General features: G+C 45.4%; 24 protein-coding genes. 12 read left to right on the top strand and 12 right to left on the bottom strand.

Going from position 1 to position 21926, the window contains the following annotated elements:
• Together panD and F4V45_RS05190 are read left to right on the top strand one after the other, a co-directional pair.
• The gene (panD, locus tag F4V45_RS05195) at positions 1-354 is read left to right on the top strand and encodes an aspartate 1-decarboxylase (protein WP_150337358.1); all 354 of its coding nucleotides are present in this window, start codon (positions 1-3) and stop codon (positions 352-354) included.
• 8 nt (positions 355-362) lie between these two features.
• Complete coding sequence (locus F4V45_RS05190; protein ID WP_023929958.1) at positions 363-668, top strand: YbaB/EbfC family nucleoid-associated protein; 306 nt, start codon at positions 363-365, stop codon at positions 666-668.
• A gap of 14 nt (positions 669-682) precedes the next feature.
• On the opposite strand, the gene thrB is transcribed toward F4V45_RS05190, so the two are convergent.
• The 6 genes from thrB to ribE all read right to left on the bottom strand — a co-directional run bounded on the left by thrB (position 683) and on the right by ribE (position 5418).
• Complete coding sequence (gene thrB / locus F4V45_RS05185) at positions 683-1585, bottom strand: homoserine kinase (protein WP_150337357.1); 903 nt, start codon at positions 1583-1585, stop codon at positions 683-685.
• Between the two features lie 36 nt (positions 1586-1621).
• Positions 1622-2527 (bottom strand): DMT family transporter, encoded by a 906-nt coding sequence (locus tag F4V45_RS05180; RefSeq protein WP_150337356.1) that lies wholly within the window; start codon positions 2525-2527, stop codon positions 1622-1624.
• Positions 2528-2614: 87 nt separating this feature from the next.
• Positions 2615-3850 carry a TolC family protein gene (locus F4V45_RS05175; protein ID WP_246145139.1) on the bottom strand — a complete coding sequence of 412 codons (1236 nt, stop codon included), beginning with the start codon at positions 3848-3850 and terminating at the stop codon, positions 2615-2617.
• A gap of 23 nt (positions 3851-3873) precedes the next feature.
• Positions 3874-4479: a C40 family peptidase gene (locus F4V45_RS05170; RefSeq protein ID WP_150337354.1), complete on the bottom strand. Its 606-nt coding sequence runs from the start codon at positions 4477-4479 to the stop codon at positions 3874-3876.
• 13 nt (positions 4480-4492) lie between these two features.
• The gene (locus F4V45_RS05165) at positions 4493-4756 is read right to left on the bottom strand and encodes an EscU/YscU/HrcU family type III secretion system export apparatus switch protein (protein WP_023929953.1); all 264 of its coding nucleotides are present in this window, start codon (positions 4754-4756) and stop codon (positions 4493-4495) included.
• Positions 4757-4761: 5 nt separating this feature from the next.
• Complete coding sequence (ribE, locus tag F4V45_RS05160; protein ID WP_150337353.1) at positions 4762-5418, bottom strand: riboflavin synthase; 657 nt, start codon at positions 5416-5418, stop codon at positions 4762-4764.
• Positions 5419-5549: 131 nt separating this feature from the next.
• Between ribE and F4V45_RS05155 the strand changes: the two genes are divergently transcribed.
• From F4V45_RS05155 to mrdA, 10 genes are all read left to right on the top strand, one after another.
• Positions 5550-6353, top strand: coding sequence for a TatD family hydrolase (locus F4V45_RS05155; protein WP_150337352.1), 804 nt, complete (start codon positions 5550-5552; stop codon positions 6351-6353).
• Positions 6354-6586: 233 nt separating this feature from the next.
• Positions 6587-7636: a lytic transglycosylase domain-containing protein gene (locus tag F4V45_RS05150; protein ID WP_407925331.1), complete on the top strand. Its 1050-nt coding sequence runs from the start codon at positions 6587-6589 to the stop codon at positions 7634-7636.
• Between the two features lie 49 nt (positions 7637-7685).
• On the top strand, positions 7686-8645 hold the full coding sequence (locus F4V45_RS09750) for a septal ring lytic transglycosylase RlpA family protein (protein ID WP_150337380.1): 960 nt from the start codon (positions 7686-7688) through the stop codon (positions 8643-8645).
• Between the two features lie 28 nt (positions 8646-8673).
• A complete protein-coding gene (gene hisB / locus F4V45_RS05140) occupies positions 8674-9252 on the top strand; it encodes an imidazoleglycerol-phosphate dehydratase HisB (protein WP_023929948.1) in 579 nt (192 codons plus the stop codon).
• Positions 9249-9755 (top strand): KdsC family phosphatase, encoded by a 507-nt coding sequence (locus F4V45_RS05135; RefSeq protein WP_150337350.1) that lies wholly within the window; start codon positions 9249-9251, stop codon positions 9753-9755. The genes hisB and F4V45_RS05135 overlap by 4 nt, the downstream gene beginning before the upstream one ends.
• Positions 9748-10377 (top strand): hypothetical protein, encoded by a 630-nt coding sequence (locus F4V45_RS05130; RefSeq protein ID WP_150337349.1) that lies wholly within the window; start codon positions 9748-9750, stop codon positions 10375-10377. The genes F4V45_RS05135 and F4V45_RS05130 overlap by 8 nt, the downstream gene beginning before the upstream one ends.
• Positions 10374-11015 (top strand): lipopolysaccharide transport periplasmic protein LptA, encoded by a 642-nt coding sequence (gene lptA, locus F4V45_RS05125; protein WP_150337348.1) that lies wholly within the window; start codon positions 10374-10376, stop codon positions 11013-11015. Before F4V45_RS05130 ends, lptA begins: the two co-directional genes overlap by 4 nt.
• Positions 11016-11032: 17 nt before the next feature.
• Positions 11033-11677, top strand: coding sequence for a ribosome biogenesis GTP-binding protein YihA/YsxC (yihA, locus tag F4V45_RS05120; protein ID WP_150337379.1), 645 nt, complete (start codon positions 11033-11035; stop codon positions 11675-11677).
• A 10-nt stretch (positions 11678-11687) separates the two neighbouring features.
• Positions 11688-12167 (top strand): hypothetical protein, encoded by a 480-nt coding sequence (locus tag F4V45_RS05115; RefSeq protein WP_150337347.1) that lies wholly within the window; start codon positions 11688-11690, stop codon positions 12165-12167.
• On the top strand, positions 12168-13958 hold the full coding sequence (gene mrdA / locus F4V45_RS05110) for a penicillin-binding protein 2 (protein ID WP_150337346.1): 1791 nt from the start codon (positions 12168-12170) through the stop codon (positions 13956-13958).
• Here the strand turns inward: mrdA and F4V45_RS05105 are convergent.
• From F4V45_RS05105 to ilvA, 6 genes are read right to left on the bottom strand one after another with little or no spacing between them, the layout of a single operon-like run.
• Positions 13946-15673: an AAA family ATPase gene (locus F4V45_RS05105; RefSeq protein ID WP_170235182.1), complete on the bottom strand. Its 1728-nt coding sequence runs from the start codon at positions 15671-15673 to the stop codon at positions 13946-13948. The genes mrdA and F4V45_RS05105 overlap by 13 nt on opposite strands.
• Positions 15660-16934: a tRNA (N(6)-L-threonylcarbamoyladenosine(37)-C(2))-methylthiotransferase MtaB gene (gene mtaB, locus F4V45_RS05100; protein ID WP_150337344.1), complete on the bottom strand. Its 1275-nt coding sequence runs from the start codon at positions 16932-16934 to the stop codon at positions 15660-15662. Before mtaB ends, F4V45_RS05105 begins: the two co-directional genes overlap by 14 nt.
• A 12-nt stretch (positions 16935-16946) precedes the next feature.
• Entirely contained in the window at positions 16947-18542 is a 1596-nt protein-coding gene (locus F4V45_RS05095; protein WP_150337343.1) for a mechanosensitive ion channel domain-containing protein, read from the bottom strand.
• A 46-nt stretch (positions 18543-18588) separates the two neighbouring features.
• Positions 18589-19287: a pilus assembly FimT family protein gene (locus tag F4V45_RS05090; RefSeq protein ID WP_150337342.1), complete on the bottom strand. Its 699-nt coding sequence runs from the start codon at positions 19285-19287 to the stop codon at positions 18589-18591.
• Positions 19271-20599 (bottom strand): hypothetical protein, encoded by a 1329-nt coding sequence (locus F4V45_RS05085; RefSeq protein WP_150337341.1) that lies wholly within the window; start codon positions 20597-20599, stop codon positions 19271-19273. The genes F4V45_RS05090 and F4V45_RS05085 overlap by 17 nt, the downstream gene beginning before the upstream one ends.
• Positions 20553-21761: a threonine ammonia-lyase gene (gene ilvA / locus F4V45_RS05080; RefSeq protein WP_023929936.1), complete on the bottom strand. Its 1209-nt coding sequence runs from the start codon at positions 21759-21761 to the stop codon at positions 20553-20555. The genes F4V45_RS05085 and ilvA overlap by 47 nt, the downstream gene beginning before the upstream one ends.
• Positions 21762-21926: the final 165 nt, after the last annotated feature.

Here is a 21926-nt window from a genome sequence, read left to right as displayed (position 1 = left end):
ATGCGCTTTGAAATGCTCTATGCCAAAATCCACCGCGCTCGCGTGAGTGATGCAAATATCAACTATGTCGGCTCTATCACCATTGATAAGCAGCTATGCGAGGCAGTAGACTTGCTTGAAGGTATGAAAGTTGATGTCGTTAATGTCAATAATGGCGCAAGATTTAGCACTTATGTCCTGCTAGGAGAGAGTGGCAGCGGGGTGGTGTGCATAAATGGCGCGGCAGCTAGGCTTGCTTGCGTGGGTGATGTGGTGATTATCATCGCTTATGCGAGTATGGAAGCAGATGAAGCCAAAGCACATAAGCCAAAAATCGCCTTCGTCGATGAGAGCAACCACTTACTACAACAATAGGAGCAAGAATGTTTGATATGAAGGAGTTTCAATCCCTGCTAAACACAATGCAAGAGCAAATCAAAGAGCTAGAATCTAGTGCGCAAGACTCTGTCATCACAGCTAAAAGTGGGGGCGGGCTTGTGGGGGTTAGTATGAATGGTGCTGGAGAGGTGGTTGATATTAGCATTGATGATTCCTTGCTAGAGGATAAGGAGTCGCTGCAGATTCTACTTATCTCTGCACTTAATGATGCGCATAAAAGTGTGGAGAGCAACAAACGCTCCCAAGCACTCAACCTACTTGGCGGGATCAATCCATTTAACAAAAGCTAGAATCTAGCTAGATTCTACATCTTCTCATCGCTAAAAATTAGCCCATCATTATCAAGCCGCATAGGGATCACACGAAAATGCTGGAATCTATCTTGCAAGGCTTGGAGCAAGCGACTCATATCACCCTCTAAACAGAGATTAAAGAAGCTGCTCCCGCTGCCTGAGAGCGTGCTCATTAGCGCACCATTTTCTAGCGCACATTTTTGCACGCTAAAAAGCACAGGATATTGGCGCATTCTACGCTCTTGGTGTAGCTTATCTCTACTAGCAAGCCTTAGTAAATCCCACTTCTCCTGCATAATTGCCGCGCTTAGGACGCTTGTATGAGACATATTGTAGATGACATCATAGCTAGCGTATTTTTTGGGCAGGCTCTGGCGAGAATACTTCGTAGAAATGGAGCGATTAGGGATCACCATCACCGCTCGTAAATATGTAGGCATAGTATGCTTAATAGAAAATACCTTACCAGAATCCGCCCCACTCCCTAGCATAGAGATTGTAAAGCCCCCAAAAGTCGCTGGTGCGATATTATCAGGGTGTGGCTCATACGCTAGAGCCTGCTCTACTATCCCTTGCTTATCTATGGGGATATTTGCGACCTTATAGGCTGCTGCAATCGCTCCTACAATCACTGCCGAGCTAGAGCCCATACCCCTTGATACAGGGATTTTGTTATAAAACTTAAAGGCAAACTCCCCCGCACTAACTTGCAGCTGCTCCAAAGTCTTGCGGAAAATCTTTACAAACATATTATCCGCCAAAAATCGCTGCACCCCCTGCCCCTCTCCATAGATCTCCACACTGCTTTCACGCGCTTTGGTGATATGAAATTCATTGCGAAAATCTAAGCTAAGCCCAAGCACATCAAGCCCGGGTCCAAGGTTGGCACTTGTAGCTGGGACACTAAGAATCATACGACCGCCTTTGTTTTTGCCCTATTATAGCAAAGGCTATAATTTCCTAAACACCAAAATCAACCCCCCAAAGACAATCGCACCAATACCAAGAAGCATTAGCGCACTAGGGAAGCCATCAAACACCACACCAATAACCACAGAAAACACCACATCAAGATAGCTCACCCCAGCGACAATACCTGCCTTTTTGGCTACGCCATAGCTTTTGGTAATGTGGATTTGGTAGAGCACACCAATAACCCCCATAATACCTATAAATATCCACGATTTCGCACTTGGCATAACAAATGGCGCGATAAAAAAGTCCGCCTCGCTAGGCGCGTAAAACGCTCCAATAAGCATAGAGAAAAATGGCAAAATCGTCCCAATGGCGATAAATGAAAAGGCAATATACTCTGTGGGGTAGAAATTGCGCAGCTCGCGCACGCTAATGAGTGCGAGTGCGGCGAAAAACCCGCTCACAATACCAAGCAGGGCATTTTTGCTATCAACTTGCGCAAGGCTAGAATCAAAAGGCTGAAAGATACAAAGCACCCCAGCAAACGCGATGAAAATCCCAAGCCAGCCCCTAAGCCCTATGCTTTCTTTGAAGAGAAAAAATGCAATAAGCGTGATAAAAATGGGCGAAATCTTTTGGAAAGCAAATGCCCCACCAAGTGAAATATGCGCAATATTATAAAAAAACAAATACAAAGAGATCGTCCCAGCTAGCCCGCGGAAAAGCAGCAAGAAAAAACGCCCGCCATCTTTATGGATTGTAACTTTGCGCAAAAGATAGAGCATAAAGAGCGTGCCAATGGCATTGCGGAAAAACATAATTTCAATACTAGGCAGCCCATCTTCACTCAAAATCTTCGCACAAGCACCAATTAGAGCAAACTCTAGGCAGGCAAGCACCATAAAATACACGCCAAGATTATGTTTGATTATCGCAAGCATAAAAAACCTTTAGAGATATAAGTCGCAATTGTAGCAATATTTTGCGCGGTAGTAAGGGCTGCACTTTGGAGCTAGAATCTACTTATTTCAAGGATTAGTAAGACGCTCGATTCTAGATTGAATGCTTACGATGTTATAGCGCGCTTGGTTGATGTTGGTCTGCATTGTTGTAAGCAGTAGCTGGGCGTTGATTAGCTCAGTATAGGTGGAGAGATTTTGCAAGTAGCGATTGTTTGTGATGATGTAGTTTTCTTTAGCTTGGTGCAAGGAGCTTTGAGAGATTGTAAGCTGATGTCTGGCATTAGCATAATCACGCAAAAGCCCATCAATTTGCAAAGCAGCGTTGCGCTCATACTGCACGAGATTTTGCCCAAGCGCATACATATCATACTTTTTGACCTGATAGGCAAAGCCATCGCGCAAGCCGTTGAAAAGATTAAGCGTGAAGTTTAGCCGCACTTGTGATTGCAAGCCGTAATAGTTGTTTGCCCTGCCTGCGCCATCGATATACCAATGCTTAATGCCTGTTAGATCAAGCTGGGGGAGAAACTGCGCCTTTGTCATTTGGAATGCTATTTGCGCGGATTTTGCTTGAGACTTGACTAGGAGGTAGTCAGGATTGCACGCTAGAATCTGGGCGATAAGATTTGCCCTATCATAATCGTGTAAATGCACCTTTTGTATCTCTTCTATCTGCCCTACTTCTACCTTCTCTCCAAGGAGATTTTCTAGTTCATTAAGCGCGTAAGTGAGATTCATCTTAGCATTTTCTAGTGAAATATTTGCATTGGAGAGTTGTAGCTGCATTGTGAGCACTTCGTTTTTCGCGCGCAAGCCCTGCTGGTAGAAGGAGTTTGCCTTTTTAAGCTGCTCATTGAGTAAGCGCGCGGACTCTTGCGCGGTATTTAGCAGGGCTTTGCTCTGCAAGATTTTGATATAAGCAAGCCTAGTATTTAGGACTACATCTGCTCTAGCACTACTGAGCAAAAACTGCTGGCGGACAAGATTCTGCTTAGATTCTGCAGTGGTCAAATAGTCCTTAAATCCGCGGAAGAGATTCATACTCGCGCTTAAGTTTATGTCGTTTAAGGAATAGTGCGGCGAGAGACTTGGGGCATTGTAGCTATATGTATAGCCGCTACTAAGCGTGGGTAAGAAGTTGGCATAAGTGGAGTATTTGTTGTAAGTAGCAGCAGAGACATAGCTCATCTGGCTTTGCACTTTAGCCGAGTAGCGCAGAGCCTTATCAATCGCTTCTTCTAAAGACAGCGCGCTTAAAGCCATAGAGCCACAAAGCACATAGAGCCACAAACTTCTAAACACTCTCAAACATTATCCTTACATATCTAGGGCATATCATAGCGCACAGCTTTGATAAACTTAGGAGACCAATAGCTATTAGACAAGCTAGCAATTTTCGCGCCACCTTTTGCTGATAGATGCAAAAACTCTCCATTTTCAAGATAAATCCCCACATGATAGCCAAGCGCACCTCGCCCTGTTTTAAAAAACACCAAATCCCCTGTGCGTAGCTTGCTTTGGCTCATCTGCTTACCGCCTAGCTTTTTGCCGCCATTCATTTGATCAATCGTGGTGCGAGGGAGCTGCACAGAAAAGCTCTCACTAAAAACACTTTGCACAAAGCCGCTGCAATCTGCGCCGCTCTTTTTCACACCGCCAGAGACATAGGGGGTTGATTTCCACTGCTTTTGCTGGGACAAAAGCACGCCAAGCGCGCTAGATTCTGCCCTGCTAGAGTTCTTCGCGCTTGATTTTGGAGCTTTTACGCGTGTAGAATCTGCTTTTTTTGTAAAGCTTGTAGGCTTTGATGAAAATGTGTTGTAGCCTGCTTGGCGTGCGTGCTTATTAAAATCCTGCAAGAAGCAGCCCTGCAAATACACACCACAAACAGCGACACAAACAATAAACCGCAAGGACACCGCTACTCGCATAAAGACTCCATTATCAGCGGCTTAGCTGGGCATTAGACTCTAGGCGATTAAGCCAGACAAAGACCCGCACAACCGCTTCATACAGCTCCGCTGGAATCTCGCTCTCAATCTCCACTTGCAAGAGCATATCCACGAGCTCTTCATTGGCAAAGAGTGGGACATCGTATTCTTTAGCTTTGGCAATGATCTTTTCTGCGATAGTGCCTTTACCACTTGCTAGCACCTTTGGCGCGCTATCTTGCTGGGCGTTATAAGCTAGGGCTGCTGCTTTTTGCATACGCGTTAATACCTTAGGGCAATATCATCAAGCTCGCTCCAGCTTGGCACTCTTGGGCTTGTGATAGATCTAGCAAAGGCGCGCATAGACTCTGCATTGCTCATTCTAGCAAGTATATGCGCGACTGATCGCACAAGCACATCTGTCTCAATATTGACGCGTCTGCCTACTTTATAGGTGGAAAATAGAGTGTTTTGCATTGTGTGAGGAATAATGGTTAGTGTGAAAGCACCCTCCCCCACGCTAGAAATCGTTAGGCTAATGCCATCAATTGTGATTGAGCCTTGCGGGATCACAAGCCCTAGCGTGCGCTCATCTACTGCGATGGTAAAGAGCGTTTGGTTGCTATGGGAATCTATGGCAGTAATTGTGCCAATGCTATCAATATGCCCTTGCACGAAATGCCCATCTAGCCGAGAGTCCGCTCGCAATGCTGGCTCAATATGCACCAACTTTGTGTAGTTTTCTATGGCGACACTTTGGGCTGAATGCTTAGAAATCTCTAAGGAGAATCCATCACTATGGAGTGCGATCGCCGTTAGACACATACCATTTACCGCGATACTATCGCCAATTTGCGGTGTATATGTGCTCTCAAGTCGCAAGATGTTGTTTTCTAGCGTGCGCACCTTTGCGATCTCTCGCACTAATCCACTAAACATACTAGAATCCTATTTGATAATGTAAATAAATCGCGCGTGCATTGTAGCAAAGTTTAAAGACTAGATTCTAGCAAGGGGGTAAAGTTAGGATACAATGCGCCAAATTCACGCCAAATTTCTAAGGATAGCAAATGCCACCACTATTTATTGATACACATTGCCACCTTGATGATAGTCGCTATGAAGCAGATCTAGAGGAAGTTGTAAAACGCGCACAAAATTTTGGCGTAAAGGGGTGCATTATCCCAGCTGCTAGCCCTGATACACTCGCACGAGCAAGGGAGATCGCCACGCAGTATCCGCATATTTACTTTGCTTGCGGACTGCACCCGTGCGAGATTAGCCATAGCAATGCTAGTGCAAGCAACCACGCCACCTTGCAGGAGTGCTTCAGCCTACTTGATGAGCCAAAATGCATAGCCATAGGTGAGTGTGGGCTGGATTATTACCACTTCTTAGACTCCCTTCCAAAGCAAGAGCAAAAGCGCAACCAAGCAGAAGTTTTCATCGCGCATATTGAGCAGGCAATAGCGCGGGATTTGCCGCTGATTGTGCATATACGAGAATCTAGCAATGATGCCTATGAGATTCTATCCCAATACCCAAAAGCGCGCGGAGTTTTGCACTGCTACAATGCTGATGAGATTTTACTAAAGCTTAGCGATAGATTCTACTATGGCATTGGCGGGGTGGCGACATTTAAAAATGCTAGAAGGCTTGTAGAAGTGCTACCCAAAATCCCTCTAGAGCGTATCGTGCTAGAAACTGATGCGCCCTATCTCACGCCCCACCCACACAGAGGGCAGCGCAATAGCCCAGAGTATATCCCGCTAATTGCCCAAAGAGTCGCGCAGATTCTATCGACTACACAAGATCAGCTAGCAACAATAAGCACCAATAATGCCCGCGCACTCTTTGCTATCAATACAGACTAACGCCTAAGACTTAGGGGCGGCTATTTATGATTACTAGAAAATCTGCTATAATCGCAGCTTTTTTATCACCAAATCCGTTTGAAACCTATAGATTCTAGTCGTTTTGAGATTGTAAGGAGTATGGAGTGTCGCTTTCATCATCGCTATTGCAACACGCAAATATACGCAATTATATAGCCACTGCTAAAGCACAAGCGCGCAAGAGCTTTGCCAAAGGGCTCTTGCTTACAAGTATGCTTACAAGTATGCAAGCAGGGGGCTTTATCCCTGATAATCACACTGCTTCTACGCTGCATTCTCTAGGGGTTGGCGTGGAGTTTTTAAACACCTTGCAAACCAACACCATTTTGCAATCTGCCAGCACCGATACGCGCTGGACACGCTTTGTGCAGCAGTTTGATGCAAGCTATGAGTTTATCCCCATTATCCGCTCAATGATCGTGCAAGCAGGGATTCCACAGGAGTTTTTATTCCTAGCGATGGCAGAATCGGGCTTTTCATCAAGGGCATATAGCAAAAAGCGTGCGGTGGGGATTTGGCAGTTTATGCCCTATACCGCTAAAGACTTGGGGCTTGTAATCAATGACTATGTCGATGAGCGCAGAGACCCTATCAAAAGCACACAAGCAGCTATTAAATATTTGCAGTTTCTCTACAATGCCACAGGAGAGTGGTATCTCGCAGCAATGGCGTATAACTGCGGACTTGGACGACTCAAAAAGGCTATCGAGCGCGCTGGGAGCAGTGAGCTAGAAGTGCTACTTGATGAGCAGGAAAAATATCTCCCCGGCGAGACACGCCAATATATCCGCACGATTTTAAGTATGTCCCTAGCCTTTAGCAATACACAAAAAATGCAAGCTGTCGATAGAGAGTATCTCCTAAATCGCGGCGCATTTGACACACTAGCCCAAGTGCAGGTAAAGGGCGGGACACTGCTTGCAAGTATCGCAGCAAGTGCTGGAATGAGCCTAGCAGACATTAAGAAATATAATCGCCACCTAACCTACAACTTTCTCCCAAAATCAAACAAAGAGTATGCCATTTATATCCCCTATGACAGGCTCGCGCACTTCAAGCAAAACTTCAACCCAAACACCACCGCCACCGCAAACTTCATCTTCCACAAAGTCAAAAAAGGCGAGAGTCTTGCTTCCATTGCCAAAAAATACGGCATAAGTATGGAAGAGCTAAAACTTAGCAACAACTTCTCCAACAAGCAAACAATCTTTGCTAACCAAAAAATCATAATCCCCATACTGCAAAAAATCGCGCAAAACTAAAATGCAAGCCCAAAGAGCCAGCCACAATACTCTCTCCCACTTAGCCACTATGTGGGCTTTGGTAGGCATTGTCGTGGTGCTTATAGGGGGCTGCGCAAATGAAAGTGTATATCGTGGAGGGATTGGGGCTTTTAGCGATTATGATTCTTTGCAGTCATATCGCTCCACAAGCGCGCTTACGCCAAATTATATCAATCAAGCCTTTGATGGTGATGTCTTTAGCCTTGGTAAAAATGGTAAGTCTGGCAATAATTTTAGTGCGAGCAATGCCCCAAGCGATAGCTTTAGCGGGAGCAATGCCTCGCTTTTGCGCGGTATGCGAGAGAGTGAAGCAATCCAGCGTGCGACTATGCGCCCTTACCAAATCGCTGGGAAGTGGTATTACCCCACGCAAGTAAAAGTAGGCAAAACCTTTGATGGGATTGCTAGCTGGTATGGTCCAAACTTCCACGCTAAAGCTACTTCAAATGGTGAGACTTACAATATGCACGCCCACACTGCCGCTAGCAAAACCCTACCGATGAACACCATTGTAAAAGTCTTTAACAAAGACAATGGCAAGACAACCATTGTGCGCATCAATGATCGTGGTCCCTTTGTCGATGGGCGCATTATCGATCTCTCTAATGCCGCAGCAAAAGACATCGATATGGTGCAAAAAGGCACAGCAAAAGTGCGCATAGAAGTCATAGGCTTTGGTGGAAAAGTCGATAAACACTATCAAAACTCCCTTAGCGTCTCAAATGAAGCAATCCAAGATGAGTTTGAAGTGGGCGATAGCGAGAGTCAATCAGTCTCTGGCGGGTCATTTTCCCTGCAGCTAGGGGTGTTTAAGCAAAAGAGTGGCGCAGAATCTACTAAGCAAAAATACAGCGATACAAACTATAATGTAGCCATCAAAGAGCAAGATGGCTTATATCGGGTTTTTTTACAAGGATTCCAAAGTGAAGAAGAAGCACAAGACTTCGCCAAATCACGCGATCTAAGCCCTGTAATCGTGCGAGATTAGTAAGCTAGATTCTAGGACAAGGAGCAATATGCAGCAGCTAGAGCGATTGACAAAAGAGACGCAAATTACCGCATCACTAGAGATTTATGGCAGTGGCACAAGCACAATACAAACAGGCATTGGGTTTTTCACCCATATGCTAGAAGCCTTTAGCAAGCACGCACTTTTTGACACAACGCTAGAATGCAAGGGCGATATAGAAGTGGATTTCCACCATAGTGTAGAAGATAGCGGTATCGTGCTTGGCAAGCTTTTAGCCCAGAGTATTTACCCCGCATCACAGATAGAGCGATTTGGCAATGCTGCTGTGGTGATGGATGAGGCGTGCGTGGAGTGTGATATTGATATTAGCAATCGCGCGTTTTTGGTATTTGATATGGGAGAATTGTATCGCGGTAAAGTGGGTGAGTTTGATGTAGAGCTTGTAGAAGAGTGGTTTCGCGCGGTGTGCTTTAATGCCAATTTGAGCGCGCATATCGTGCTAAAAAGGGGGAAAAATCTCCACCATATCACAGAGGCTGCGTTTAAGGCATTTGGCGTGGCACTGCGCAGGGCATTAAGCAAAAATGATCGCATAACAATCCCAAGCACCAAAGGCACGCTATGATACGCTTACTACTGCTTGATGTTGATGGCACGCTGACAGACGGCACGATAAACTTCCTTGAGCTAGATGGCGGCATTTATGAGTCTAAGTCCTTTCATATCCACGATGGCTTAGGGATTGTAGCGTGGCTAAAGCTTGGGCGCGAGATTGCTATCATCTCTGGGCGAGAGTCTAAGTCATTGCGAAAAAGAGCTAGTGAGCTTGGGATCACGCGGATTTTTATGGGTGTGGAAGATAAGTCCATAATCGCTAGAAACATAATCTCTGGGCTTAATCTCTCTAAAGATGAAGTAGCTTGCATAGGCGATGATATCAATGACCTAGGTATGTTTAGAGAATCTAGCTTACGCTTTGCCCCGGCTAATGCCAATGCGTATTTACGCACAAAGGCTGATGTAGTGCTCTCTTGTAGGGGTGGTGATGGGGCTATTAGAGAGATGATAGAGTTTATCCTGCAGCGCAACGAAGAAGAATACCAAGAGTTTTTAGCCCTTTATGAATAGCTCGCACAATACTCCACACAATCCCAGCTGGCGCAAACTCCTGTATGCGCTAAAGCCCTACTGCAATGTCGCTTATAGTATGCATTGGTTTTTCGCACTTACACTTGCTGGGATTTTTGCCTTTATCATAATTTTTGCTAGAGATACGCAAGCGATTTTACTCAAGCAATCACAAATGCCCCTTGTAGAGCTCTATGACTTCTCTATCTACCAAGCTACAAACACAGGTGTAGAGACACATATCAAAGGCACAAAAGCTCTGCGCTATGCAGAATATGAGCAAAGCTTTGAGACAATTTTGCGCAAAATCCAGCCGCGCTTGCCCAATGCACCCCGCATAACCGAGTATATCTATGGGCAAGAAATCACGCGCACAGGCAATATCTATACATTCAACAAAGGCGGTGTTTATGCTAAAAACAGCGGCGAGGTCTTCTATAGCAAGCGTGCGAAATATGATGCAAAAAATGAGATTTTCACAGGGATTGGGGCATTTTGGGCAAGCTCGGTGGAGGGCAGTATGGAAGGGCAAAATATCATCTACAATCAAAAGCTTCAAACCACAACTGCAAATAGCGTTACTGCTAGGATAGACTTGCAAGCGCAAAGGGATAGAAAATGAAACATTCTTTTACACTAGAATCTACTTTTGCACTGCCTAGGGCGTTTTTACTCTTTTTATACTTGCTATTATATGTAGGGGCTTTAGCGCAAGAGCTTGATATACAAGCGCAAAAGGTCTTTGCCGATGAGAAAAAGGGCATTACCATAGCTACAGGAAAAGTCAAAATGGTCAAAGGTGAAGATAAGCTTAATGCCGATGAAGTGAGAATCTATGTCAATAAAGCTCGCAAGCCGCTCAAATTTGAAGCCATAGGAAATGTAGATTTCCTTCTGCTCACCCAAGATGGCAGAAGACTTAAGGGCAAAAGCGACACACTTATCTATCTTGTCGATGCTAATGAGTATCAGCTCATCGGCAGAGCCCAAGTGCAAGAAATCGGCAAGCCAAACTTCCTAAGAGGGGAGAAAATCACACTCAACAACGACAACAACTTCGCCAATGTTGAGAGCAGCAGCAGTGCCCCTGTGCGCGTAATCATCGATCTAAACGATATGCAAAGCAACCCACAAAATAGCTCCCAAAATAACCCCAAAAACAAGCAGCCAGAGTCAAAATCTAGGCAAGTAGATTCTATACTAGATCCCAAACCAGAATCCAAAGAGCTAGAATCTACTCCGCTAGATTCTAGTGAGTAAGATTCTAGCACGCTATGATGATCACCATCTCAAACGCTCATTTTCTCACTTCTGCTAGCAAGCTTAGCGAGTGCCCACCCCCAAGCACAAGCGAAATCGCTATGCTAGGGCGAAGCAATGTAGGCAAAAGCACCTTTATCAACACGCTCCTAGAATCTAACCTTGCTAAAAGCTCTTCCACCCCGGGCAAAACACGGCTTATCAACTTTTTTTCTTCTGTGTGGTTTGATAGTGCCAGCTCTAGTAGTATCCCTATATCGCTTATCGACTTACCCGGCATTGGCTATGCGAAAGTCTCTAAGCAGGAGCTTGCCCTCTGGCAGCGCAATCTTTGGGAGTTTTTGCAGCAGCGAAGAAGTATCAAAGTCTTTATCCACTTAATTGATGCAAGGCATAGAAATCTCCCCATTGATGAGAATTTAGCGCGCCAGATTCAAGCGATTCTCCTTGGTGATCAATTCCTACTACCCATCTACACTAAAGTCGATAAGCTCACCAAAAACGAGCTAGCAAAGCTGCGCCAAAAAGGAGCACTAATCACCACAAATAACGCTACAATAGCGCAAACAATCTACCGCCCCAAATCCCCACAAGGTCCGCAAACTCTCCTTGATATGACACGGGCAAGTATATTGCGCGCGCTTTTGGGTAGCAATGGCTAAGGGAAGCACTATGGTCCAAGAGATGAAAAACAACACCTACAAAGAGATCGCTAAAGTCGCTCTGCTTTGCTGTGGGTTTTTCATCTGGACAATGTGTAATCGCATATTTTTGTTTCTACCCCCGCTAATTGGACTACTATTTATCATATTTATGGATATACATCAAAGAAAAAATCTCATTGCCACCATTGGGATTCTCATCTGTCTTGTAATCTTTGAAGCCCAAAATCAGCTCCCGCTAGGGATTTTGCCGCTAGTGTTTTTGGTCGTGCGCTATATCATTACAGAGAAGTTTAATCTAATCTTTGGGCATAACGCGCTCTTTGTCTTTTGGTATGTGGGCATACTCTATCTTAGCTACTTTTTTGTGATGTATATTTTTGAAATGTTTGGATCACGGCTTGAGTTTAGATTCCATAGTGTGTTTATCGTGTATTTTTTGTGTGAGTCGTGCGTGGGGATTTTGTATGAAAAACTTAAGCAAAGATAGATGATGAAAGTTAGTATCCCGTATAAAATCGTCTTGCTCATCTTTGTGCTTGTGTGGATCGTCCTAATACTGCGCATTTTTATCATCACAATCCAACGACACGACCACTATGAGAGAATCGCCAAGCGCAATATTTCTAAGCAAGAAGTGCTTGTGCCAGCTAGGGGGCTGATCTTTGATAGAAATGGCGAGCCTTTGGCTGTTAATGAGCTGTTTTTCAGCGTGTATTTAGAGCCGCTACTTAGTGATAAAGACTTGCGCGCTGCTATTGCTATGATTATCAAGCACCTCCCAGATCAAAACTTCGATGAGCTTATGCAAGCCTACACCAAGCAAAACTCCGCCTACAACCACGACCTTATCAAAGTCATCGACTATATCCCAAGCAACGACATACAAACAGCCTATGCAGCCCTTATGCAAGAAGACAATATCCGCGTGCAGCCTACTTTCCGCCGATTTTATCCACATAGCTCACTTGCCTCACACATTATCGGCTATGTCGGTAGAGCAGATAAAAATGATGTCTTCTATGATCCTGTGAGTAAATACACCTCTATCATCGGCAAAGAGGGCATAGAGCGACACTACAATACAATTCTACAAGGGCAGCTAGGCTATCGCAATAGTATTGTCAATGCCTATAACCAGCGCGTATCCAAGGCAGAAGAGTTTTCCCCACAAACACAAAACAACATCACCCTAACCATCGATGCCAAACTCCAGCGAGCAATCGATGAAGAATACAGCGAGCAAAATGGCGTAGCAATCGTGCTTGATGTGCGAAATGGCGAGATTCTAGCAGCTGGAAGCTACCCAGAGTATGACTTAAACGACTTTGTAGGGGGCATTAGCGTGGCAAAGTGGCGCGCCCTTACTGATAACCCACACACCCCACTTATCAATCGCTTCGTCAATGGGCAATACCCACCCGGATCTGTTATCAAAATGGGCGTGGCAATGGCGATTTTAGAATATGGCGATGTCAATGAATACACCAAAATCAACACGCCCTACTCAATCAAAATCGGTGAATGGCAGTTCCGCGACTGGAAGCAAGGCGGGCACGGCAGCTCGGATATGTTTAAAGCCTTGCGAGAATCTGTAGATGTATATTTCTATAAGCTCTCACAAGTGGTGGGGATTGAGAATATGGCAAATGTGCTTAGGACTATGGGCTTTGGCGAGCGCACGGGCGTGGATTTCCCCGGGGAGTCTAGTGGGGTTCTCCCTACGCCAAATTGGAAAGCCCAACGATATGGAAGCACTTGGTATGTGGGCGACACAGTGCAAACCTCCATTGGTCAAGGCTACTTCCTAGCCACCCCTATGCAAATCGCGCGCTACACCGCCTTGCTCGCAAATGGCAAGCTCACCACACCACACTTCCTAAAAAAGCAAAACAATGATGAAAACATCATAGCCCCAGAAGATGTCCTAAATGACTTGCAAAAGGCAAAGCTCCCCGCTATCCAAAAGGGTATGGCAGAAGCGTGCAATGCGCCCGGAGGCACAGGCACGCGCAGAGTCTATGGCGCACAAGTCAAAATCGCTTGCAAAACAGGGACTGCGCAAGTTACTTCAATCCCGCAAGAAGTAAAAAAGCGAGCCAAAGAGAGCGAGCTAGCCTACTTCCACCGCTCACACGGGTGGATGACAGCATTTGTCCCAGCACATAATCCTCAATATGCCATTACCGCGCTTATTGAGCACGGACAAAGTGGTGGTAATGCCGGACCCGTTGTCGTGCGCATAGCTAATGAGCTCTATAAACTAGGCTATATCAAGTAGCCCTGTAAGCGCGCTAGAATCGAGCTTTCAGCCCTTTTTGCGTAGTGGTGCATAAAGCTTGAGATAGAATCTTGCCCACTCTCAAGCCCCTCTTCTATCTCAAGTCGCTCTTCTTGTAGTAGCACTGCTGCTATGGTGAAAATCGCCTCCTTATGGCTTAAGAAAAAGCCTGCAAGAGAATCTATCGCTTCAATCCCACTACTAGAGCTAGAGAAGACAAGCGCACTAGGGAGATTCTCCTGCGCGCTAACTAGCCCAAGCTTTTGCCCATCTTCAACGAGCTTGCGCGCCCTTTGATAATCCTCCCCAAACACCCCAAAGCTATCCTTAAACACCACACGCGCAGCCCTATCGCCCACAAGGTAGAATCCAACTCGCTTCAGCAGCTCACTATGGCTTAGCGTGTGGGCTAGAGATTGGGCAAGAAGTGTCTCAAACAATGTCGCCTTTTGCACAATTAGTCCATTATGCAACGCGTAGAGTAGTTTGCTTGAATGATAGATCGCATACACATCACGCAAGCTAGATTCTAGCAGGGGCAGCCGTTTTAGCCCGCTGTGGATTTTGCTATATACTTCATCAAAGTCGCGTTTAGAGATTGTGGGAGATTGGTTGCGGATAGCATTAAGTGCTGCTTCATTGACAAGACTTGCAAGACTTGCGCCACTAAAGCCTGAAGTCTCACTGGCGATTTGGGGGATTGCTTGGGCTAGGGTATTGGGCTTGCTGGCAAGATACATTGATAGAATCTGCTCTCTTTCTTGCTTATTAGGTAGCTCGATGAAAAGTTTCCTGTCAAATCGCCCACTACGCAAAAGCGCAGGATCAAGCGCATCGATATGGTTGGTCGCTGCAAGCACGACCACGCCACTATTATCGCTAAAGCCATCCATTTCTACAAGCAGTTGATTGAGAGTAGATTCTCGCTCGCTATTGTTGCTGCCCTCTTTGCGTGCTTTGCCGATTGCGTCAATTTCATCGATGAAGATAATGCAAGGCGCACTAGCCTTCGCCCTGCTAAAAAGCTCGCGCACTCTTCTTGCACCCACACCCACATACATTTCAACAAAGCTAGAGCCACTTTGGTAGAAAAATGGCACGCCACTCTCCCCCGCAAGGGCTTTGGCTAGAAGTGTCTTGCCCACGCCGGGCACGCCACTAAGCAGCACGCCTTTAGGGAGATTAACGCCAAATCGCTGGTATTTTTGCGGATATTTGAGAAAATCCACAATCTCTAGCAGCTCCGCTTTGACCTCATCAATGCCCGCCACATCACTAAAACGCATACTAGAGTGCAGTGGCACGATGGTGGATTCTAGTGAGTCTCTAAGCGCAGTGGCATTGATTGGCGTGATATTTAGGCGTGATTTGCGCGCTTGCACCAAAGCCACTACCACAGCAGCAATAACTAGCATAAGCAAAGTAGCGATCCCATACGCGAGCCACTTTGTGCTTGCTCTATCTATGGGCATAGCTTTGATGATAGTAGGATTTACTTGGGAGCGTAGAATCTTATACACCTGTGTATCTTTAGCTTGAGCGTAGAGATACTCATCTTTCTCCCAAAGCTTTATGATGAAGTTTTTTTGCAGGGCATTTTCTAGCGCAGCAGCTGAAATGACCTTGGCATTATCCTTTAGCACCAGCACTAGGAGTAGGAGTAAAAACACCACCACACCTACGACAACCACCAAAAGATGCTTAGATTTTGGCATAGTTATGCTCCTTAATCTCATACTCGGCAATCTCTACCCACTGCCCTAATTCCTGCTTAGATTCTATAAAAATTTTATTAAAATGCTCATCAAGCCCGACATACACATCGCCTAATTGTTTCTCAATAAGCACTTGCAGGGGCTTATCTTGCGCCATTCTTTTTTGACGGAAAGCGCGATTTGTCTCTTGTATATGCGTATTCAGACTATGGAGTCGCTCTTTAGCCAGCGTGCCATTGACACGATCGCTCATACTAGCAGAAGCCGTCCCAGAGCGCACAGAATACACAAAAGGGTGGATATGCGTGAGCGGAAGTGTGCGCACATTGCTAAACGCCTGCTCCCATATCTCCTCGCTCTCACCCGGATGCCCTACAATATAATCTGTGCCAATGGCATAGCCTAGAGCTGCGATCTTGTGTAGTAGCTCATAGTCGCTCTCAAAGCGATTAGCGCGATTCATTAGTTTTAGCATTGCATTATGAGAGTGCTGCAAGGCGATATGCAAATGCCGCTCTAGCTTTGGGTGAGCTAATAGATCGCAAAACTCTTCATCAATTTGGCTTGGCTCAAGGCTGCCGATACGCACGCGCTTTAAACTATCTAGCGCAAACAATGCGCGCAAAAGCTTTGATAAAGAGCCATTGCTATCTCGCCCATAGCTCCCGACATTTGTGCCTGTAAGCACGACTTCTTGCACACCAGAATCTACAAGCACTTGCACCTGCCTTACAATCTGCCCTAATGGCAAGGAGCGCGATTTACCACGCACAGAGGGGATAATGCAGTAGCTACACGCAAAATCACAGCCCTCTTGGATTTTGATAAAAGCGCGTGATTTGCCCACAAACTCACTCACAATAGTAGAATCTAAATGCTCTAAACTATCTTCATAAAAGAACTTCTCCCCTTGTGCTAGCTTGTCTAAGGCGTGCGCTATTGACTCTTTATGGCTATGCCCTAGCACACCATCAACCAAGCCTTTATCAAACAACGCCCTGCCCTGTGTCTTTACCCCACAGCCTGCAAACACCACAGACTTGCCCATATCTCTTGCTTTTCTTACATAGCTGCGCACACCAGAATCCGCGCCATTTGTTACCGTGCAGGAGTTTATCACCACCACCTGCGCGCACTCTTCTTCCAAAGTATGTTCAAACTCCCCCAGATTCTCACGCATAATCTGCGTGTCATAGAGATTGGTGCGACAGCCAAAAGTTTTGAAAAACACTTTTGGTTTTTCTTGTTTTATCTCTTTCATAATAGTGCTTTCTTAGTGGGATTTATCGCCAAAGCCATCATAAGGCGTTTGGACAAATTTTGTCGTCTCATAGGCGATGAAAATATCTGGCTCTTGCAAAAGGGCTTGTGTAATCTCTAGCGATATTTGGCTGCGCAATGTTAGCGTGGCATAGGCGTTTGTTTGATACCACACAGAGATGGTAATGCCATTTGGCGCGATGAAGCTATACACCCTAGGATCGACATTAGCGTGCTTAAGCGAGTAGCGATCGCGCATTTTTCGTAGGCGGCTTTTGGTGAGCTGGGTGTAGGACTTAGAATGCTTGGCTGTAATATCAAGGGCGATTTGCAGAGCTTTTTGATGATTAGAATCAAAAGTTATGCAAAAATCTATCCCGTCCCACACTGTTTGCATACCATTATGCGTATAGTTGGCAATCATCATCGTAAAGACAAAGTTATTGGGGATAAAGACAATGCGCCCAGCACGGCGATTGGTCGCAACGCTAGTTAGGGTTACATCTTCATACATTGTAATGCGCAGCATAGAAATATCTAGCACATCACCCACATAGATACTGCCATCTTTCTCCACGCGCACTCTATCACCTACATGCACACTCCCCCCAATGACAATCACAAACCACCCCAAAACACTCATAAATAAATCTTTCATCGCAATGGCAAGCCCAGCAGAAGCAAAGCCCAGCACCGCGACAAGATAAGTTACATTCTCCAAATAAGCAAAAAGTAAAATAAGCACGATAATGGTGATATTAAAAAAATTGATAATTTTATTTGCCGTGTAGGTGCGCTCGTTATCAGTGATATATCGCTTAATGAGAAGCTTAAGCCCCAAAGCTAGCCCTATGCTAATAAGAATGGCTAGAGCGATATACATAAGCTTGAAAGTTTGCTTTTGTATTTGGTGTGATAGTAGGGTATAGACTTCATCATAGCGTTTATTATAAATATCAATGCTTGTGGAGATGATGTTATAAGCACTTTGAAATTCTAGTAGCTCTGCTTGCACAAGGGTCAGCTCTTTTTGGACTTTGGACTTATCAATCCTGTTTAGCTGCTCAAGCAAGCTGTATTTACGCTCAATGAGTGCTAGCACGATTTCTAAGCTCTCTTTATTGCTCGCGAATGTGGCTTTTGTATTTTGCAAATTATTGATGAAAGATAGCCCACCAATGATGGCAAAAGGATTGGTGATAGCGGGCACTTCGCTTATCTCTGGCTTTTGGATTAGATCTCTAAAAGGATCGCTTTTAGCGTCCTTTAGTAAATCAAGCTGCCGCTCTAGGGTCTCTATGGCTAGACGCTTTTCATTAAGCGCGCTAATGTCGTGGGCATTGATATGCAAAATCTCATCTTGAAGTGTGTGCATTTGGCGCATTATGCGATTGTAGTTGGCATAGTCTGTATAGCGTTTAAGCCAAGGGTTGTTGCTTTTTGTCAAAGTGGTATTGATAGAAACTAGCTCATCTTGCAGCTCTTTAAGCGACATTGTAGCAGGGTCTTTGTGCTTTAGGGAGCTCTCTTGTGGTAGCGTAGCATAGGAGAATCCCACAAGCAAACACCATAGTATCGGTAGGATTTGTCGTATCTTGCTAGTAAGCACACTCTGCCTTTGGGGTCAAATTAGCGTGCATTATAGCAAAACTCCTCTAGCACCTAGGCGCGATATAGGCATAGCCGCTATGGGGCAAGATACAAATATGCTTTGTATGCGCACCTTTTTTAAGTGTGATTTGCATAGGGGCTTGCAGGGCTCTGGCATTTTTAGCACAAAAGGGCTTGCCAAATCGGTCAAACCCCACGCGAAATGTCCATAGCTCTTGACAAGCTGGCTCTGTGCTTAAGCTGATAGATTCTACCCCGAAGCTCTCATACAAGCGTACGAGGATCTCGCTATTATTGCGGCACTCTATGGAGATATTGACATTGCTATACCCTGATAGGCAGCGTTTATTTTTCCCATTTATGGCGATGAGATCGCCGGGCTGGGGCTGATTATCTCTGTCTGTTGTGGGCGAAAATCGTGGCGTGTCAAAAAATACGCTAAAACTATTTAGCGTGTAGATTCCACTTTGGTGGAATTGGATTTGCCAGAAGTTTTTACTAGAATCTAAAAGCTTGTGTGGGTCAATGGAAGGGTGCAAGCTTGTTAGGGAGGTGGTTTGCTTGGGGGTGAGAAACACTAGCGAGTCATTTAAGGCTAAGTGCTGAGTGTAGCGGATATAAGCAAGTGTGATTTGCGCAGCTTGGTGTAGCGTATGCGCACTACTTGGCATAGCAAAGCTTATAAACACGCCTAAAATCGCAATGGCAATAACTAGCTCAAGCGCACTAAATGCGGCACGCATTGCTTCTCACAAGCTTATACCTAGCCACAACCCTACCTACATACACAATCTCTATCATCTCGCTCTTTTGGGTTATGGGGGTGGATTCTTCATACAAACACGCCGTATTGCCTGCCAAAATCCCATAGAATCCAAGCCGTAAAGCAAGCACACTATTTTGCACTTTTAGATTCTCTATGCCACGGCTTTTTAGCGCACTTGCCACATCTTTTGCAATGTAATAATTACGCGCGAAATTTGCCTGCTCACTAAAGAGATAGGTAAGCTTATTACCAAAGAGACAAAAGCTCTCAACACACAGCACCAAAAAGACTAGCCCCATACGCACCTTAAATCGCGTGCGATATATCTTCAAGCGCACGCGCATATCATTGTAGAATCCATACACCAAAACAGGCAGCCCCACGACACACAAAGGCGCAAATTTGGCGATGTCAATTTCTTGGCGCAGAGATAAAAGCAAGCTAAAGATAAGCCCGCTTACACTTATTAGCACCATTAGGGAGTAGTCTTTATGCCTAGCAATAGCCGCATATAGCGTGTAGATGTAATACAAAAATAACAATGGGGAAAAAAGCATAGCAAATGCCCCCAACACATCAAGGGAGTAGGCTTCAGGCACGCCAGCAATAGAGCCAGAGTGCAAAAACATATTACCCCCAAACCCAACAAGTGCCACCACAAGCACCTTGCTCTTCCTGTGTAAAATCGCATAGATTCCAAGCGCGATAAATAGCACGCAAAACACTAAATCCAGCATACCAGCCAAACAGATAAGCACATAAGGCACTCTCTTAAATCGCAGCTGGATAAAGCAAATCACCAGCAAAACAAAAATGATAAACCCGCTCTCATAGAGCAGTAAGGCTGATAGATTCACACCGGGCAAAAGCGCGTATAGCAGCACTAGGAAGAGACTATCGCGCTTTTTGCGCAAGTAGATTCTACCTATCATATACATAAGCCACATATTGCAGATATGCACAGCAATCAAGCTAGAGCGCAGGGCATAATCATTGCTGCCAAAAATCTCTAAACACACCCTTAGCCACGCAAATAGCCACGACTCGCTACTATGCAGCTTAATAAGCTCCTTGTAGCTAATAGAAATCTCCCCCACCATACACACTAAGAGCACAACGCTCCCAAGCAAAATCCCCAAAAACCCAACATCTACGACATCATATTTGCGCCCTTTAGGAAGCGATCGCTTGTGTAGCCACAAGCGCGCCAACAAGATAGAGCGCGCGAAAAACTCCTGCGCTTTAGAGAATCTCTGTAAAATCATAGCCATTTGCACGCAAGCGATCACAAATCATCTGCTTATGCTCCTGCCCCTTAATCTCAAGTGAAATAATCACATACGCATCGCCATAGGCGAGATTGGTGCTAGTCCTGTCATAATCAATTTGCACGATATTTGCCCCCGCTTGGACAAAAATATTGCTCAAAGCTTGCAGTGCTCCGGGCTTATCGACAAGCAGCACTTGAAATTGGAATTTGCGCATTGTTTTAATTAAGCCTTTTTGGATAATCAAATTAAGCATTGTTACATCGATATTTCCTCCACTTAGCACCACGCCCACGCGATCATTCGCATTTAAAGCAATCTTGTTATGCAAGAGAGCTGCTACGCCCACAGCCCCAGCTCCTTCTACCACAAGCTTTTGGTTTTCTAGCAGATACAAAATCGCTGAAGCAATCTCTTCATCATCAACTTCGATAATATCGCTCACCAATGACTCCACATAGGAGAAATTTAGCGCATTCACATCGCGCACAGCAATCCCATCAGCAATGGTGCGCACAGATTCTGCATTGCGTATGTGCTTATGGATAAAGCTCTCTCTCATAGCTGGCGCGCCCTTAGCTGTTATGCCAATGATCTTGGTGCGCGGGCTTAAGTGATGATAAGCTGAAGCGATCCCGCCTATAAGCCCGCCCCCACCAATAGGCACAAGCACAATATCTAGCTCCCTTTCAGCAATCATCTCAAGCGCGATAGTCCCCTGCCCTGCCATAACAGCTTCATCTGCAAAAGGGTGGATAAAGCTTAAGCCCCTATCTTGCGCTATTTCACACGCTTTAGCATACGACTCATCATAGTTATTCCCTTGTAGCACCACTTCCGCGCCTAGCTCTCTAGTGGCTTGGACTTTGAGCAAGGGGGTAGATTCTGGCATCACAATTACAGCAGGGATAGCGAAATGCCTAGCAGAGTAAGCCACGCCTTGCGCGTGATTCCCCGCACTAGCGGCGATCACACCCCTTGCCCTTTCATCTTCGCTCATAGAAGCGATTTTATTAAACGCGCCGCGGATTTTGAACGCCCCTGTGCGCTGGAGATTTTCCTTTTTCAAATAAATATGCGCGCCAAAGCGTGAAGAAAGCTTAGGAGCAAGAGAGAGCGGGATATACTCAATGATTGGCGCAAGCCGATCTTGCGCCTGCTGCAAGGCTTGTAATGCTAGCATTTTGGACTCTTTATAGCTGGATTGTAAGGCTTTGGATTCTGGTGTTATTGTAATGCGTGAAGCTTAAAATCAAGCAAGATAGATAGCCCTAAACTAGCAGCACCCACAGAGATTATCTTTAGAGAGATTATCGCTCAAGCAATTTACACTTTATAAGTTATAATA

The organism is Helicobacter canis (genome assembly GCF_008693005.1).
GTDB lineage: Bacteria > Campylobacterota > Campylobacteria > Campylobacterales > Helicobacteraceae > Helicobacter_B > Helicobacter_B canis.
This window is presented reverse-complemented; position numbering and strand designations above follow the sequence as displayed.

What these genes read in the sequence shown, in the direction of transcription:
- F4V45_RS05135 (WP_150337350.1), top strand. Translation starts at nt 9,249, where the DNA reads ATGATACGCTTACTACTGCTTGATGTTGATGGCACGCTGACAGACGGC.
- ilvA (WP_023929936.1), bottom strand. Translation starts at nt 21,761, where the DNA reads ATGCTAGCATTACAAGCCTTGCAGCAGGCGCAAGATCGGCTTGCGCCA.
- F4V45_RS05165 (WP_023929953.1), bottom strand. Translation starts at nt 4,756, where the DNA reads ATGCAAAAAGCAGCAGCCCTAGCTTATAACGCCCAGCAAGATAGCGCG.
- F4V45_RS05105 (WP_170235182.1), bottom strand. Translation starts at nt 15,673, where the DNA reads ATGCCAAAATCTAAGCATCTTTTGGTGGTTGTCGTAGGTGTGGTGGTG.
- lptA (WP_150337348.1), top strand. Translation starts at nt 10,374, where the DNA reads ATGAAACATTCTTTTACACTAGAATCTACTTTTGCACTGCCTAGGGCG.
- thrB (WP_150337357.1), bottom strand. Translation starts at nt 1,585, where the DNA reads ATGATTCTTAGTGTCCCAGCTACAAGTGCCAACCTTGGACCCGGGCTT.
- F4V45_RS05155 (WP_150337352.1), top strand. Translation starts at nt 5,550, where the DNA reads ATGCCACCACTATTTATTGATACACATTGCCACCTTGATGATAGTCGC.
- yihA (WP_150337379.1), top strand. Translation starts at nt 11,033, where the DNA reads ATGATCACCATCTCAAACGCTCATTTTCTCACTTCTGCTAGCAAGCTT.
- F4V45_RS05180 (WP_150337356.1), bottom strand. Translation starts at nt 2,527, where the DNA reads ATGCTTGCGATAATCAAACATAATCTTGGCGTGTATTTTATGGTGCTT.
- F4V45_RS05190 (WP_023929958.1), top strand. Translation starts at nt 363, where the DNA reads ATGTTTGATATGAAGGAGTTTCAATCCCTGCTAAACACAATGCAAGAG.
- mtaB (WP_150337344.1), bottom strand. Translation starts at nt 16,934, where the DNA reads ATGAAAGAGATAAAACAAGAAAAACCAAAAGTGTTTTTCAAAACTTTT.
- F4V45_RS05170 (WP_150337354.1), bottom strand. Translation starts at nt 4,479, where the DNA reads ATGCGAGTAGCGGTGTCCTTGCGGTTTATTGTTTGTGTCGCTGTTTGT.
- panD (WP_150337358.1), top strand. Translation starts at nt 1, where the DNA reads ATGCGCTTTGAAATGCTCTATGCCAAAATCCACCGCGCTCGCGTGAGT.
- F4V45_RS05130 (WP_150337349.1), top strand. Translation starts at nt 9,748, where the DNA reads ATGAATAGCTCGCACAATACTCCACACAATCCCAGCTGGCGCAAACTC.
- F4V45_RS05150 (WP_407925331.1), top strand. Translation starts at nt 6,587, where the DNA reads ATGCTTACAAGTATGCAAGCAGGGGGCTTTATCCCTGATAATCACACT.
- ribE (WP_150337353.1), bottom strand. Translation starts at nt 5,418, where the DNA reads ATGTTTAGTGGATTAGTGCGAGAGATCGCAAAGGTGCGCACGCTAGAA.
- hisB (WP_023929948.1), top strand. Translation starts at nt 8,674, where the DNA reads ATGCAGCAGCTAGAGCGATTGACAAAAGAGACGCAAATTACCGCATCA.
- F4V45_RS05090 (WP_150337342.1), bottom strand. Translation starts at nt 19,287, where the DNA reads ATGCGTGCCGCATTTAGTGCGCTTGAGCTAGTTATTGCCATTGCGATT.
- mrdA (WP_150337346.1), top strand. Translation starts at nt 12,168, where the DNA reads ATGATGAAAGTTAGTATCCCGTATAAAATCGTCTTGCTCATCTTTGTG.
- F4V45_RS05115 (WP_150337347.1), top strand. Translation starts at nt 11,688, where the DNA reads ATGGTCCAAGAGATGAAAAACAACACCTACAAAGAGATCGCTAAAGTC.
- F4V45_RS09750 (WP_150337380.1), top strand. Translation starts at nt 7,686, where the DNA reads ATGTGGGCTTTGGTAGGCATTGTCGTGGTGCTTATAGGGGGCTGCGCA.